Origin of the sequence: Lentilactobacillus parafarraginis DSM 18390 = JCM 14109, assembly GCF_001435895.1 — a bacterium.
Taxonomy (GTDB): Bacteria; Bacillota; Bacilli; order Lactobacillales; family Lactobacillaceae; genus Lentilactobacillus; species Lentilactobacillus parafarraginis.
The window spans coordinates 15,248-30,423 of the sequence record NZ_AZFZ01000015.1 but is presented as its reverse complement, the minus strand read 5'-3'; the positions used below and the strand labels follow the sequence as shown (position 1 = coordinate 30,423).

Genomic DNA, 15,176 nt, shown 5'->3' with positions numbered 1-15,176 from the left:
GTCAATTCCTTTCGTATTTGCACAGGTAGGCGCACCATGGCGCAAGCGTCAGGGCCCGGGCAGTTGGTTTGGCTGCCGTGTTACTCAGGACCAGCTTGAGATGCTGATAGGGTGATGGGATTGTGAACGCGGCCGGGTTGTCACTCAGGTTGGTGATGATCAGGTAGCCGGTTTTCCCGGTTTCGCGGGTGTAAACGTAGAGCTGGTGGTCGTGCGTGTCAATCAGCTGGTACTGTCCGTTGAGAAGAACCGGGTCAGTTAATCTGAGATGAACCAGCTTGCGGTAAAAGTTTAAAACCGACTCCGGTTCCTGGGTTTCAGTGGCGACGTTGATGGCGTCGTGATTGGCGTTCATGTCAATCCATGGCGTGTGATCGCTGAAGCCCCCGGTCGGACTGGCATCCCATGGAAATGGGGTGCGGGCGTTGTCTCGACTCTTGCTGCGAAGCTTGAACAGAATGTCCTCAGGAGAGGCGCCCTTTGCCAACTCTTCCTTGTAGAAGCGTTTGGAATCCAGGTCCCGGTACTGATCGATGTGGGTGAAATTCTCGTTGGTCATCCCGAGTTCCTGTCCCTGGTAGATAAAGGGCGTGCCCTTCATAAGAAAGTACATCATCGCCAGGGCAGTCGCACTTTGGGCCCGCATCGTGGTGTCGTTGCCGAAGTACGAAACGGCTCGCGGTAAATCGTGATTTTCCAGGAACAGCGCGTTCCAACCGATCCCCTCCAGGCCGGTTTGCCAGTTGGAGAGCGCCTGTCTGAGTTGAGCGACGTCGACTTTGCCGACAGTGAACTTTTCCCAGAAACTGACGTGGTCAAATTGGAAAATCATGTTGAAGTAGCCGGTTTTGGCGGCCACCCAGCGTTTTGCACCGGTGACCGGCACGCCACCAGCTTCACCGACGGTCATTAGGTGGTTGCGTTTGAAGTCCGTGCTGAGCCCGGCCAGCAGCTGGTCGATTCCCGGCACGTTGTTCATGGCGTCCTCCTGGTCAATGACATCCTTGAATGACTGATTCTTCTTTAAATGGGAAATTGCGTCCAGCCGGAAGCCGTCAACGCCACGCTTAGCCCACCAATCGATGATTTTGGCAACTGCCTGGTGAACCTTGGGATTCTCCCAGTTCAAATCCGGCTGTTGCTTGGCAAACAGGTGGTAGTAGTACTCGTCGGTCGCCTGATTATAGGTCCAGGCCGAACCGCCAAAGAGTGACACCCAGTTATTTGGAACGTGGCCGGCAACCGGTTTGCGCCAAATATAGAAATCATGGTAGGGGTTGGTCACTGATTTTTTGGCTTCCTCAAACCACTTATGCTGGTCAGAGGTGTGGTTGATGACCAGATCGAAGACCACCCGGATGTCATTGTCATGAAACTTGGAGATCATTTCAAGCGTATCGTTCAGTGATCCGTACTGGGGATCAATTGCCTGATAATCCGAAACGTCATAACCATTATCAACGTTTGGCGAGGCGAAGAATGGTGACAGCCAGACGAAGTTGACCCCCAGTGATTTAATATAGGGGATTTTTTGGATGATCCCCTGTAAGTCACCGATGCCGTCATGGTTGCTGTCCAAGAAGCTCTTGGGATAAATCTGGTAGCCAACGGCATTCTGCCACCAGTTTGGATTGGCCTGATTATTAATCAACTTGCTCACCTCTCATAATTATTGAAACCCCTTTCACAAAATCCATCATACACGCTGACAACTCGATATGTCAATCGTTTGACATAAATTATCATAAAAGATTTTTCGGGTATGCTATACTTGATACTGAGAAAATGCGATAAGGGGTGGAGTCATGCAGCCAAAATTGACGGATGTTGCAAAGCTGGCGGGCGTTTCCGTAACGACCGTTTCCCGGGTGATCAATGATCGGGGTTATTTGTCAGCGGCAACTAAGGAGAAGGTCTTTGCGGCCATGCAGCAGCTGAACTACCAGCCGAGCTTAGCGGCCCGGGTTCTGCAAGGTAAGCAGTTTAAGCTGGTCGGACTGATTTTTGCCAGCCTGGAAAATCCATTGATTGCCGAAGTGGTTGAAGAAATCGAGAACCGGCTGTTCGCTAAGGGATACAAAGCCATTATCTGCAATAGTATGGATAATCCGCAAAAGGAGCAGCAATATTTGAAAATGCTGATGGCCAACCAGGTGGATGGCATTATCACTGGCTCCCACAACGAGGGGATCAAGGAATACAAGATGTCTGGACTGCCAATTGTGTCGTATGACCGGTATTTTCAGAACAAGATCCCCACGGTCAGTTCCGATAACCAGGCCGGCGGTGAATTGGCCGCGCGAACGTTGATTGAGAAAGGCTCTCACAAGTTGATGCTGGTTGCCGGCAGTTTGGAAAAGAAGGTCCCCAATAACGGCCGGATGACTGGCTTTGTGGAGGGCGCCAAGGGCCATGGCCAATCGGTCGTAACGGTCCGGTTTCCATTTAACGCCACCCCGACCATTCGGCGGGCGACCATCCGTGAGAAACTAGCGGCCAAAAAACCGGATGGGATCTTCTGTACCGATGATCAAACGGCCCTGTTGTGCATTCAGGAAGCCCAAAAGTTGGGAATGACGGTCCCAAATGACGTGCAGGTAATCGGCTACGACGGTTCAACCTACGTGCAGGAATATCACCCCGAACTCAGCACGATTGTGCAGCCGGTTAGCGATATCGCTGATTTACTGGTGCGGCTCTTATTTAATCGTCTGCAGAAAAACGACGAACAGCTTTTGGATAAGTATATCCTGCCAATCAAGCTGCTCCAGCGGGATTCATTACGAAAATGACGTTAAAAATTTTTGGAGGAATTTGATGACCCAAACAACTGATAACCAACAGATTTCTTATGATCTAACGTTAATTAACAATTGGCAAAAACAACTCAACTATTCTGACGACCAGGTGCGGGCCGTCATTCAGATTGGCTCAGACGACCTACCTGATTTTTTGGCCGGCCACTTGGACGTCGACACTTATGACTTAGCAGCTGAAAGGATGCGCAAGGTCGCCTTTAAGCAGCTGTTGCCTCATCTGGACACCCGGTCGGCGTACCTACTGAACGGCATGAAGTTTGAGATCCGTGACTTGCGGCTAACTCCGGAGACCGTGCGGCAAATTACCGGTGTTTCCGCTGACGAATACAAGCGATTTCTCGCCGGTCAGTCGGATAGATTGGTGTACGAGGACGCCTTTGATTGGTTGGGCGTTTACTACTATTTCCAGACTAAGCGTTAAACGAATTGGTGTTTCAAGCGACGCCCGGGATCAATGCGTTCGGTTAGCCAGAAAGCCAACTTGGTTGATCGTCATTGCAGTTTGAATTTGTTGATCGACAAAGTTTGTGAACAAATCATATTAGATCATTTAAGGCCACCCGGCAATCCTTCCCAAACGGAAGAAACTGCTGGATGGCCTTAAATAATGTCCGTAATTTTTTGATTTCAATTGTTGCCCTGATAAGCGGTTCGGCTGTATTGCTTTGGGGTAACGTGATTATATTTTTTGAATAACTGGATGAACCGCGAAGTGTCGGGAAAGCCCACCTGCTGGGCAACTTCTTGAACCCGTAAATCTTGGCGGGTGACCAGCAGGTACTTTGCCTGTCGCATTCGATAATCGCTTAGGTACTGAAGGGGCGTCACGCCGTATTTTAATCGAAAAATCCGGTTTTGATAAGAGGTCGATAAGCCCGTTAGCTGACTGATTTCGTTATTGGTGATGGGAAATTGATAATTGCTCTCTAAAAAGCCAATGATCCGTTCAATAATTGGATCAGACTGCTTCAATGTTTGGTCAGTGGTTTCCTTTTTGCGTAAGAGCATCAGGAAATGGTAAATCAGTGCTGACTGGGTGGTTTGGGCCGCAACATCGTTATTGATGAATTCCCGATAATGCGCCTCAATAAACCCGCTGATTTCTTTGGATAAGTTGGTGAAGACCCGATATTTGTTAATATCAAGAAAGTTCGCCATGTAATTTGTGAGCGGCCCGTAGATGGTCAAATACGCGGTATCCCATTCTTCGGTGTCGGAATCGGCCGCGTAGGAGTGGGCAATCATCGGGGCGATTAGAAGCGCGGAATTGGGCGGTAATGAAATCTCCCTGCCGTTAATTTTAACCGTGCCGGAACTGCTTTCAGTTTGCAGCCAATGAAAGAAACGGTACCCGTTTGGCCGATAAATGGGGTATTGCCGCCAATGATAGCCGATTGACTCACAGGCTAACGGCATCGGACTATTTGGATTACTAAATGCAATTCTCATAAACATCGCTCCTCACATGATCACATCGTTGAGCATTTTAAGGGCTGACTCTCAAAATCGCCTATTTTTTCACCCAATATCGAACATTTCTGAAATTGCTTTTAACTTATGATAACGGTGTTGAGGTTGTTGTTTGGAAATGGTCATGTCAGGAACCGTGATCGCCAACGATGTCTCAACAATAAGATTATATTCGATGATTTTTCACCGAATGTCAAATCTTGATTTCTGTTTCGAGATTTGCGAAAGGAGAGCTATTAATGCTTAAAGTACCTGATTATGAATTTTGGTTTGTTGTTGGGAGTCAGCATCTTTACGGTGAGGACATCTTAGCTGAAGTCCGCTCTGATACGGAGGACATCGTTAAAAAATTGAATGAGTCTGGTAAAATGCCATACCCGATTCGATTTAAAACGGTGGCAACGACTGCCGATGAAATTACGGCCGTTATGAAGGAAGCAAATTTCAACGACAAGGTTGCCGGCGTGATGACCTGGATGCACACGTATTCACCAGCCAAAAACTGGATCCGCGGGACAAAGCTTTTGCAAAAGCCCCTCATGCACTTAGCCACCCAATACTTGGATCATATTCCCTATGACTCAATTGACTTTGACTATATGAATTTAAATCAAAGTGCCCATGGTGATCGCGAATATGGTTACATCAATGCCCGTCTCCAGAAGCACAACAAAGTTGTCTATGGTCATTGGGCAGATCCAGAAGTTCAATCAGAAATTGCTGATTGGGAAGATGTCGCTGTCGCTTATAACGAAAGCTTCAACATCAAGGTTGCCCGGTTCGGTGATACCATGAGAAACGTTGCCGTAACGGAAGGTGACAAAGTTCAAGGCCAAATTCAATTTGGTTGGACCGTTGATTACTGGCCAGTTGGAAACTTAGTTGAAGAGATGGATAAAGTTTCCGAACAGGACATTGATGCCAAGTATGAAGCGCTCAAATCTCAACATACGTTCGTGCAGGGGCACAACGACCCAGCAAAGTACGAACACTCGGTTCGTTATCAACTGCGGGAGTATTTTGGAATTAAAGCACTTCTTGATAAGGGTGGCTATACCGCCTTTTCAACAAACTTTGAAGATTTGTTTGGAATGGAACAGTTGCCTGGATTAGCTGTCCAATTGTTGATGGCAGAAGGTTACGGGTTTGCCGGCGAAGGTGACTGGAAGACAGCTGCCTTGGACCGACTACTCAAGATTATGACGCACAACGACCGGACAGTCTTCATGGAAGACTACACCTTAGAGTTGACGAAGGGCAATGAAGCGATCTTAGGGTCACATATGCTCGAAGTTGACCCAACAATTGCAAGCGGAACTCCTCGAATCGAAGTTCATCCGCTGGGCATTGGTGGTAAGGACGATCCTGCCAGATTGGTCTTTGATGGCATTGACGGCGACGCAATGGACGTGACAATTTCGGACTTCGGAACGGAATTTCGGATGATTGGCTACGGTGTTAATGCGCACAAGCCGACCAAGCCGACGCCGCATTTGCCGATTGCCAAGCAATACTGGACACCGAAGATGGGGCTTAAAGAAGGCGCAACCAAGTGGATTCAAAATGGTGGCGGCCACCATACGGTGTTGACATTTACAGCATCAGAACAACAAATTCAGGACTTAGCAACCCTATTTCAACTGCCGTTTATTGACATTAAATAGCTGAAGTGGGTTTATAACGAGTAACATTAATGGGTTCTCTCCCCAAATTAAAAACAGAATTAAAACAGGTGAGCAAGTGGCGTTTTTGATAGAGGCGCGCTTGCGGTAAGGTTGAGACAGGATAATGACTGTCTCAGCCTTTTTGGGTTTTAGGGGATTCGACCGCTGCTAAGGTGGATGGCTTAAAGCGATTCAATAGCCATATTATTACATAAATATTACATTGTTAATTAGAACTTTTCATTGTGAATTGAATTTACAAATGAGGTTGTATTCTATGCTTATTAATATATCAGAGCTGATTTAACTTGTGAAACGATCAATATTTCAACAGGTTTAAAATTTTATTAAGGCCGTTAATGTTTCAATTATATTTCGTTGACACCAATTTGTAATGTGGCATAATGAACGTAATCAATTAGGAGGTCAAGATTATGAAAAAATTTGCAACCATTTTAGCAGCCGCAACATTTGCATTACCACTGGCTTTTGCAGCCCCGCTTGCCGCATCTGCCGCAACCACGGCCACTGCAGCAACGACTACAAAGGCAGCCAAGGCAACGACCTATAACGTTGTTAAGGGCAGTTTGAAGAACTTTAAGGCTAAGAGCTATCATATCAAGACTAATATTCCGCTATACAGCGCTAAGTTCTCAAGTAATAAGGCGAAGGTCAGCTTTACCCGCAAAGGGAACTTGACAAAGCCAGTTACTTACAAAGTTACCCAATCAGTTAAGGTCAAGACCAAGACGAACAAGACCGCGTCATTCTACTATGTAAAGGGCTATGGCTATGTTCAAGCATCTAAGATTACCAAGGGCATTTACATGCCAGCTGACTAGTTTCAGCCCCTCAAATTAAATCATCAAAAAACTGGAAGTAAGTCACCCCGTTCGGTGACCCGCTTCCAGTTTTTTATTTGTCGTGGCTTATTTGTTAAAACTACCGTCCTCAACCTGACGGATGAAGTCAGCGAGATGCTTGTAATAAACATCTGGATTGTCGACCATATGATGGTGGCCGCCTTCAGGAGTTGAGACAAATTTGGCGTTCGGAATCATTTCGGCCATTCGCTTACCAGTGGCGATTGGCATGGTTTCGTGTTCACCAAATGTGACTAACGTTGGGACGTGAATGTTCTTCAGGTGATCGGTGAAGTTCCATTCGGCCAACTTACCGGTGATAACAAATTCATTGTCACCTTGGAAGGCACCGTAGATGTCGGTGTTGGTCACGTCAATTAAGTGTGACAGCTTGGAAGGCTGCTTGCGGTCAATGTAACCCTTGTTGAGGATGTCAACGTACGACTGGTATTTGGCGTTGTCATAGTCATTGGCTGCTTCGCACTTCTTCATATAGGCGACTTGATCGGCAGACAGGGCTTCTTCACGAACCTGTTCCAAATGATCAGTGTAGTCGGTGATTCGGTCGACCATTGAAGAAATAATTGCGCCTTTCAGGTGGGTGCCGTACTTCTCAGCGTATTCCTGAACCAACAGGCCGCCCCATGATTGACCGATGAGGTAGAAGTTATCAAGGCCTAACTTGTCCCGAACTTCATCGACTTCGTCAAGGAAGTATTCATAGTTGAGGATATCTTTTCTGGTTTGCGGATCGGAAAAGTCGGGACTGTCCGAGTACCAAGAACCAAGTTGATCGTACATGGTGACCTGAACGTTTAGTCCCTGTTTCTTTAATTGTTGCGCGGCGTCTTCCCAGTATTCGTGTTCGCCGCCGGGGCCGCCGTGCAGTGCCAGCAAGTGAATGTCGCCTTCACCCTGGGTGTTGGTCCACAAATGATAACCGTTATCCAACGTAATGATTTTTGTGCCTGTCTTCATCAAAATCACCTAGTCTTTCTAATTTATTTGCTTAATTAATATGATACCACGGATGACCGAATCAGTCGGCGGCTTTCGTTTACCGCTACTTGTTGGCCGAATCCGTTCTTAAAATTGGTAGGCTGATGCTTGAGTTTGCCAAGTCGACATGGTAAGTAATCGCCTGGTTGCCACGAATGGTGTAATCCATATCGGTGCCGTAGATAACAATGCCCAGCTGGTGGCCGGCTAATAACCGCCAGAAAGTTGGCTGAAAGTCAAGGTCAAAAGTGTAGAACTGATCCGGACTGACGTTATCGACGCGGTAGGCATTTTCACGATTTTGCAAATTGATATGAGCGTCGGTAAATTTCTTGTAAGCCGAGGCCTTTTTTTCTGGGACAAATTCACGGAGATTATCCTTACGCCAGTTATAACCCGTGATAATTTGCTGGTTGGCCAGAACTTGGGGAACTGCCGTCAGCCGTTTTGCCTTGCCATAGTCCACCAACGCCACGCTGATTACGCCAACGTTGGCGCTGCTGGACGCCGAAAGGGTGATCTTGGGTCGGCCGTCGATGATGATATCGTTTGAGAGGGGTTCGGAAACCAACTGAATGGCGTGGTTGGTCATCTTTGAATGAGACTTGGTGAAGAGGGCGTGCTGCCATTTGTTGGGATTCTTCACGTAACTCTTGAACAGATCATCGGGTAATTGGTCGGAAAATTTGGAATTTTCGTTTAAATTGGTGAAGTAGCTGTCATCCAGCGTGTACTGCTTGCTCGAAGGGGCGCCCCAGTCCGGATAGGTGTGCCAAGTTTCAGCCTCAGCATTATCCTGAACTAACACATCCGGAACCGTTTGGACGGCGGCATTATCAACATCGTAAAGCTTGTTTGAAAGCCAAAGATTGACCAAGTCGGTGAAGTCTACCGAACGGAAATTGTTTAGATATTCATGCTGTCCCTGATGAAGCACCAACTTCTGGGTAATCGGTTCCTGCTTAAGACGGTTACGCAAGTTCCAAACGTGTGAGAGCTTAACATTCCAATCGTTCAAGCCGTGAACCAGCAGCATATCACACTTAATATTCACGTTCTTTAACAGATTTCTGGCATCCCAGAAGGAATTATAGTTGCCAGTTTCACGGTCCTGGCCGGCAGTGAGTTTTTTTAGTTGGGCCAGCCAGCTATCCTTAATCTTCAAATAATCGGCGGCAGACTGCTCCCGGCTAAAGGTCAGTTCACCGAGCACGTCGGTATCTTCGCCTTGAAAGCCGCCAGGAGCGACCACCAGACCATTTTCCCGGTAGTAGTCGTAGTAGTTGGAAATCCCTGCTTCAACCACCGCGGTTTTTAAGCCGGTCACCCCAGTCATGGCGGCTGCCGTGGACAACGTGCCTAAATAGGAACGGCCGGTCATCGCGACATTGCCGTTAGACCACCACGCCTTGATTTCAATTTGATCGTTGCGGTTGGTGAATGCCGGCCGATCCCCGTGAAGCCACTCGATGACCGATGTGGCCGAAATGGTTTCAGCTTTGGTGCCAGTGGTGCGAACACCGTCCGAATCCTTGGTGCCGACACCGGCGGAGTAGACTACGGCAAATCCGCGGGCTAAGAAGTAGTCATTCAGGGTGTAGGTCCAATTCTTGGTAAAGGTTTCTTCGGCAACGTCGGTATTGCCTTTGATAACCCGGGGTTCTGGAAGGACTGGATCATCATCAGGCGCCTTCACATCGTCGTAGGTCGCCTTGTTGGGTTGTTTGCGTGCCAGCGGGTGGTTGACGTCATGGGTTAATTTGTCCGCAGCCTCGTCATTAGTGCCTTGATCGTACGGACTGGCCGTGAAGACGGTTGGCACCTTCAAGCTACTCTCCGTATCGGCAGGCCTGATAATTTCAGCTTTTAACAGGTCGCGGTGCCCGTCGTGGTCCGTATCCAGTGGCGCTTCAACATAAACGACGTCCCGGATCAATCGACTGGTGTCAAAGACCGCTTGGGCCTTGCCGTTAAAGAAAAATGGCCGGGGAAATTGGCTTTCGTCCTTAAACTGGTCGTAGTACCCCTGACCGGCCAAGTAGTCGATTAACGTTTGCCCAAATTTGGTCCGGGTATTTAATAGTCGGTACCAGGCGTCGATTAATTGATCACGGGTGAGGGGATCATCGGTATCGATGGTCGGAAGTTTAAGGGCCGCCATTTTCGTAAACGGATCGGCGAGCTCGAAATCCAAGCCAACTTGAAATCCCAGCAATTGGAGACCCACATTATAGAAGGCAATTCGCGACACGGCCGCTTGCTGGGTCGTGTAATCGTAAGCGTTCAGATCGGTCGTCGCCATCATATTGGCCACCTTTTGAATCCGAACTGCGCGGCTTTGGCGCTTTTCCATGAAAAATTTTAACAGCAGCTCCCGGTACAGCATAACCGGATCGGCCATCTTGCGGGTGCGGGCTGATAAAAACTGGGCAGCGGCCAATTCCTTGACGATGGCGGCATGATTTGTGGGAACGTAAGCAAATTGATTGATTTTCAAAGTGGGTCCTCCTCTTAATTTGATCGTTAGGGATATTATACCTTCAATTGCGGGTGATTGGGTGGGGGTTTCAAGGAGCGACGTGGCTTTTACGGAAATTTGATGGTGTCATTCCTGTGAACCGCTTAAACACTTTAGTGAAATAATTTGCGTCCTCAAAACCGGTCATGAGGGCAATATCAATGATTGAAGCCGGTTGGGTTAACAAGGCATTCTTTGCTTCTTCAATTCTTTGACGGTTGATATAGTCGGTCATGGACATGCCAACTTCTTGTTTGAAACGCCTGGATAGATATGCGGGGTTTGCCTCTAACTTGGTGGCCACTACTTCAAGGCTGACGGGATGGCCAAGATTAATCATGATGAAGTCGATTGCTCGCTTGATGATGGGGCTGAAATTTGTAGTGGCCGTATCGTGCACCAGCTGGGTATATTCCAGAAGCATGGCGGCCGTGAGGTGTTCAAGGGCGCCAACGGTATTTTGCTTCTCAATAAGAACGGCAAACTTTTCGGAGATGCTGTCAATGAAAACTGGATTAACGCCGCCATTTCTGGCTGCAATTCGGCAAAGGGTATTCGATACAAACGAAATGTTTTTGACTGATCTCAGGGGTGCGTTGGGGATTCGGGTGCTGAAAGAAGTAACAATCTCCGTCAGTGGGGTCATGAATCGGTCAATTTTGGCCAAGTTACCGGTGCTAACGGCTTGCATCATGTCCGCCTCCATTTGGTATCGCCGTTCAATGAGAGACTGTTTAATTGGATTAACCCGTTGGCTGATTGGAGTCTGCATCGAAGCTTGACTTGTGCGGGTGTTGACAAGCTTTGGAGGGATGAACGGCTTGGCAAATAAATTTGTCAGAAGAGCACTTGTTTGAGTGATGTCCTTTTTACTAAGGATGGGTAACTCATTGTAAAGCTGGGTTAACTGATGTCGGTCACTGATGGTGAGCTGATTAGCTACCAAGATTTGGTCGATCTGTGACGAACTTATTGGTTGGGAGAGGAAGGGTCCGACTAGGCAAGCACCAAATAAAGAGTCGTCAGTCCCAAGACGAAGAGCGAGGTATTCAAGTTGGGCGGCGGTTCGATAGTGCAGGCAGTTTGTGATGGAATAGTCTTTCAAAGAGCGCAAAAGATGGTGACCGGTTGGCAAATTTTGAAAACGAGGAATGACCAGACCGGTTTTAGAGTAAAAGAGCTTAGCTTTGTCATCAAATAGATGCACGTCAAGTTTAGTTGTCGCTTCAATGATGTCGGCATAATGGGTTGCTGAATTTTTGTCCAATTCGACCGTCTCCTTAAAATAATGGTAGCGATTACATAAAAGTCAAAATTACACGGTAAATGTCAATATTAGTCGGGATACAGCTAGCTGGTTCTAGTATATTAGACTCATGGAAAAACACAACCTGAAACGGAGGAGCTAATAATGTTATACCCAACAACCACTGCAAGCCGCACCCTGATAGATTTGTCAGGCCTATGGAAATTTATGATTGACGAAGAAACTAAGTCAATTACGCCCACTAAACCGCTACCGACCGAAGACGTCATCTCAGTGCCGGCATCGTTTAATGATCAGACTGCCTCGAAAAAGATTCGCGAACACGTGGGCTATGTGTGGTATGAAACCCACTTTAGTATTGCTAAACCACTTCTGAACCAGCGGTTGGTTTTACGTTTTGGATCTGCAACTCACGAAGCGTGGGTTTACTTGAATGGGGAAGAAATTACCCATCACAAGGGCGGTTTCACGCCGTTTGAAGTTCAAATTAATGATTACCTGGTGGATGGTGGGGTTAACCGGTTAACGGTTAAGCTCAGCAACATGCTGGATTACAGCACGTTACCGGTCGGCAACTATTCTGAATCCGTTGATGAAAATGGCCATAAAGTACGGAAGTTGGACGAAAACTTTGACTTCTTCAACTATGCCGGACTTCAGCGACCGGTTAAAATTTACACAACCCCAAAGGATTACATTGACGATATCGTGGTTGTGCCAACCGTCAATTTTACTGATGGCAGTGCGGACGTCAGGGTAACGACTGCTGTTAGCGGCCAATTTGATCACATCGAAGTCAATATTCTTGATGAAAATGGCAAATTAGTTGGCCAAACAGATGGAACCGATGCCAACGTGCATCTTGAAAACGTCCATCTGTGGCAGCCTTTGAATGCCTATCTTTATACCGTTCGGGTGACCGGATATCAGGAAGATGAGCCAGTGGATACTTACTCGGAGCCGGTTGGCATTCGCCAAATCGAAGTAAAGAACGGCCAGTTTCTGATTAACGAAGAACCGTTCTACTTCAAGGGCTTTGGCAAGCACGAAGATAGCTATATCCATGGTCGAGGATTCAACGAGCCTGTTAATGTTTTGGACATCCATCTAATGAAGGATATGGGGGCTAATTCGTTCCGGACTTCACACTATCCATACTCTGAAGAGATGATGCGCCTATGTGATCGCGAGGGAATTGTTGTGATCGACGAAACGCCGGCAGTTGGCTTGATGGTCTCATTTGGATTCGATTTGTCAGCTTTGGAACGCGATGATTATGAGGATGATACTTGGAAATCATTGAAGACGGCCGATGCTCACAAACAAGTTATCCAAGAAATCATTAATCGTGATAAAAATCACGCCTGTGTCGTTATGTGGTCAATCGCCAACGAAGCTGCGACGTTCTCGAAGGGTGCCCACGAATACTTTAAACCGTTGTTTGATTTGGCCCGAAAACTGGATCCTCAGAAGCGACCGCTAACCTATACCAGTATTATGATGGCCAATCCACGGAGCGATAAATGTATTGATTTAGTGGATGTTATTGCGCTAAATCGCTATTATGGCTGGTATCTCAATACTGGTGATTTGAAGACGGCCGAAAAATTAACCCGAAATGAATTGCTGGAATATCAGGCAAAATTCCCGGATAAGCCAATCATGTATACGGAATATGGTGCCGACACAGTTGCTGGCTTGCACAGTAATTATGGCGAGCCGTTCTCCGAAGAATTTCAAGAGGATTACTACCGAATGGCTAGTAAGGTGTTCGACGAAATTCATAATTTTGTCGGCGAACAGCTATGGAACTTCGCTGATTTCCAAACGAAATTTGGTATTCAACGTGTTCAAGGAAATAAGAAGGGGATCTTTACCCGGGCACGGGAACCAAAGATGGTCGTCCGCTATTTGAAGAATCGCTGGACAACGATTCCGAACTTTGGTTACAAGAAGTAGGTAGACACGCAAACAATTTTCGTAACAGGTATTACACGACTTCGACCGTTTTAGCCGAAGTCATTTTTAGGGGATAAATGAAAGCGCTAACAAAAATAGTTAATCAATTATCGGGAGTGAGTAAAATGGATAAAACACGTATTATTCCGGGGGCGGCGACTGAAGCTGCAAATGACACCGCAGCCCAGACAAAGCAGACAATTACCATCACGAAAGCGAGCCCCTTTGGATGGCCAGATAAAATTGGGTATATGTTTGGTGATATCGGCAACAACTTTTCGTTTAATATGGTCAATTCATTTTTAATGATCTTTTATACCAATGTTCTTGGATTATCAGGGGCAATGGTTGGCCTTCTATTCTTGATTGCCCGGCTGGTAGACGCTGTCGCAGATGTGACGGTTGGCCGCTTAGTTGATAACAGCCAACTGACCGAAGAAGGCCGCTTTAAACCCTGGATTCGGCGAATGAAGTACCCGTTGTTGATCTTTTCAATTCTGTTGTTTGTTCCATGGGTAAAGGAATTGTCAATGGGGATGAGGTTAGGATATGTATTTTTAACATACCTACTCTGGGGAATCTTCTACTCAGCCGTTAACATTCCTTATGGCTCAATGGCTTCGTCTTTGTCAGATCAGCCAAGCGATAAAACATCGTTATCGACATTTAGGAGTATCGGTGCTGCCCTAGGTGGAACCGTGGTTGCCTACGTTGTCCCGTTGTTTATGTATGTTGGAAGCTCACACCAAATCAGTGGGGAGCGCTTTTTCCTAGTCGTGATTGCTTGTTCACTATTAGGGTTTGGATCATATAAAGTTTTGACAAAAATGACAACAGAACGGGTTCGAACTAGTAAAAATGAACCGGTTCCGATGAAATTATTGATGACGAACTTGTTGAAAAACAAAGCGCTTATTGTACTGGTGATTGTCGACATTGTTGTCGTGATTAATCAAAACCTCAGTATGGTAACGATTGCTTACTTGTTTAATGACTACTTCAAAAATACGGCAGCAATGTCGGTTGCGATGATATTCAACTATATGATCATTATTATTCTGGCCCCGTTTAGTGGCTGGATTGTGAAACGGTTTGGTCGCAAAGAAAGTTCGGTGGTGACCTTGTTCTTCGGAGCAATTATCTATGTCGCTCTGGTAATTCTCCACACCCATAGTGTTGTGATTTATTTGGCAATGGTGTTACTGGGTGCTTTGGGAGCTGGCATGTTCAGTATGATGGTCTGGGCATTTATTACCGACGTGATTGATAATCAGCAGGTATTGACCGGTATTCGCGAGGATGGCATTGTCTATGGAATTAACTCCTTTGCCAGAAAGTTCGCCCAGGCACTTGCGGGTGGCTTTGGCGGAATTATGCTGACGCTGATTGGATATCAATCCTCTTCGGCCGGTGGGGTTGTTCAAAGTGACGCAGTTGCCAATAGCATCTACTACATGGCAACCGGGATCCCGGCAGTCTGCTGTGGACTAGCTGCAATCATCCTACTATTCTTCTACCCGCTTGGCAAAAAGCAAGTGATTCGAAATGCTGAAATCTTAAGAGAACAAGCTAAATAAGTGTTATAAAAAAGGGCCAGGACTCCAAATTAGCTAGGAG

The 15,176-nt window shown here is 46.8% G+C and carries 11 protein-coding genes; 6 read left to right on the top strand and 5 right to left on the bottom strand.

The features are described from left to right. Position 1 precedes the first annotated feature (1 nt). Complete coding sequence (locus FD47_RS05345) at positions 2–1,660, bottom strand: glycoside hydrolase family 13 protein (RefSeq protein ID WP_191982191.1); 1,659 nt, start codon at positions 1,658–1,660, stop codon at positions 2–4. Between the two features lie 145 nt (positions 1,661–1,805). On the opposite strand from FD47_RS05345, the gene FD47_RS05340 reads away from it, so the two are divergent. Both FD47_RS05340 and FD47_RS05335 read left to right on the top strand, forming a co-directional pair. Beyond that, positions 1,806–2,792: a LacI family DNA-binding transcriptional regulator gene (locus tag FD47_RS05340; RefSeq protein ID WP_054733680.1), complete on the top strand. Its 987-nt coding sequence runs from the start codon at positions 1,806–1,808 to the stop codon at positions 2,790–2,792. Between the two features lie 25 nt (positions 2,793–2,817). Further along, complete coding sequence (locus tag FD47_RS05335; protein WP_054733677.1) at positions 2,818–3,240, top strand: hypothetical protein; 423 nt, start codon at positions 2,818–2,820, stop codon at positions 3,238–3,240. A 206-nt stretch (positions 3,241–3,446) separates the two neighbouring features. Here FD47_RS05335 and FD47_RS05330 read toward each other — a convergent pair whose 3' ends face one another. Then, on the bottom strand, positions 3,447–4,268 hold the full coding sequence (locus FD47_RS05330) for an AraC family transcriptional regulator (protein WP_054733674.1): 822 nt from the start codon (positions 4,266–4,268) through the stop codon (positions 3,447–3,449). Positions 4,269–4,528: 260 nt separating this feature from the next. On the opposite strand from FD47_RS05330, the gene araA reads away from it, so the two are divergent. Continuing rightward, a complete protein-coding gene (araA, locus tag FD47_RS05325; RefSeq protein WP_054733671.1) occupies positions 4,529–5,953 on the top strand; it encodes an L-arabinose isomerase in 1,425 nt (474 codons plus the stop codon). A gap of 434 nt (positions 5,954–6,387) precedes the next feature. Continuing rightward, positions 6,388–6,795: a hypothetical protein gene (locus FD47_RS05320; protein ID WP_008211764.1), complete on the top strand. Its 408-nt coding sequence runs from the start codon at positions 6,388–6,390 to the stop codon at positions 6,793–6,795. An 87-nt stretch (positions 6,796–6,882) separates the two neighbouring features. Here the strand turns inward: FD47_RS05320 and FD47_RS05315 are convergent, their stop codons facing one another. From FD47_RS05315 to FD47_RS05305, 3 genes are all read right to left on the bottom strand, one after another. Continuing rightward, positions 6,883–7,794, bottom strand: coding sequence for a proline iminopeptidase-family hydrolase (locus tag FD47_RS05315; protein ID WP_054733670.1), 912 nt, complete (start codon positions 7,792–7,794; stop codon positions 6,883–6,885). A gap of 85 nt (positions 7,795–7,879) precedes the next feature. Then, positions 7,880–10,312: a Xaa-Pro dipeptidyl-peptidase gene (locus FD47_RS05310; protein ID WP_056980163.1), complete on the bottom strand. Its 2,433-nt coding sequence runs from the start codon at positions 10,310–10,312 to the stop codon at positions 7,880–7,882. 70 nt (positions 10,313–10,382) lie between these two features. Next, the gene (locus FD47_RS05305) at positions 10,383–11,600 is read right to left on the bottom strand and encodes an AraC family transcriptional regulator (protein ID WP_056980162.1); all 1,218 of its coding nucleotides are present in this window, start codon (positions 11,598–11,600) and stop codon (positions 10,383–10,385) included. 144 nt (positions 11,601–11,744) lie between these two features. On the opposite strand from FD47_RS05305, the gene uidA reads away from it, so the two are divergent. Both uidA and FD47_RS05295 read left to right on the top strand, forming a co-directional pair. Next, positions 11,745–13,559 carry a beta-glucuronidase gene (gene uidA, locus FD47_RS05300; protein WP_056980160.1) on the top strand — a complete coding sequence of 605 codons (1,815 nt, stop codon included), beginning with the start codon at positions 11,745–11,747 and terminating at the stop codon, positions 13,557–13,559. Between the two features lie 125 nt (positions 13,560–13,684). Next, positions 13,685–15,136: an MFS transporter gene (locus FD47_RS05295; RefSeq protein ID WP_054733662.1), complete on the top strand. Its 1,452-nt coding sequence runs from the start codon at positions 13,685–13,687 to the stop codon at positions 15,134–15,136. The last annotated feature ends 40 nt before the right edge of the window (positions 15,137–15,176 follow it).

Bases quoted from the DNA above. Each gene is read 5' to 3' on its own strand.
- FD47_RS05340 (WP_054733680.1), top strand. From the start codon at position 1,806: ATGCAGCCAAAATTGACGGATGTTGCAAAGCTGGCGGGCGTTTCCGTA.
- FD47_RS05335 (WP_054733677.1), top strand. From the start codon at position 2,818: ATGACCCAAACAACTGATAACCAACAGATTTCTTATGATCTAACGTTA.
- FD47_RS05330 (WP_054733674.1), bottom strand. From the start codon at position 4,268: ATGAGAATTGCATTTAGTAATCCAAATAGTCCGATGCCGTTAGCCTGT.
- araA (WP_054733671.1), top strand. From the start codon at position 4,529: ATGCTTAAAGTACCTGATTATGAATTTTGGTTTGTTGTTGGGAGTCAG.
- FD47_RS05320 (WP_008211764.1), top strand. From the start codon at position 6,388: ATGAAAAAATTTGCAACCATTTTAGCAGCCGCAACATTTGCATTACCA.
- FD47_RS05315 (WP_054733670.1), bottom strand. From the start codon at position 7,794: ATGAAGACAGGCACAAAAATCATTACGTTGGATAACGGTTATCATTTG.
- uidA (WP_056980160.1), top strand. From the start codon at position 11,745: ATGTTATACCCAACAACCACTGCAAGCCGCACCCTGATAGATTTGTCA.
- FD47_RS05295 (WP_054733662.1), top strand. From the start codon at position 13,685: ATGGATAAAACACGTATTATTCCGGGGGCGGCGACTGAAGCTGCAAAT.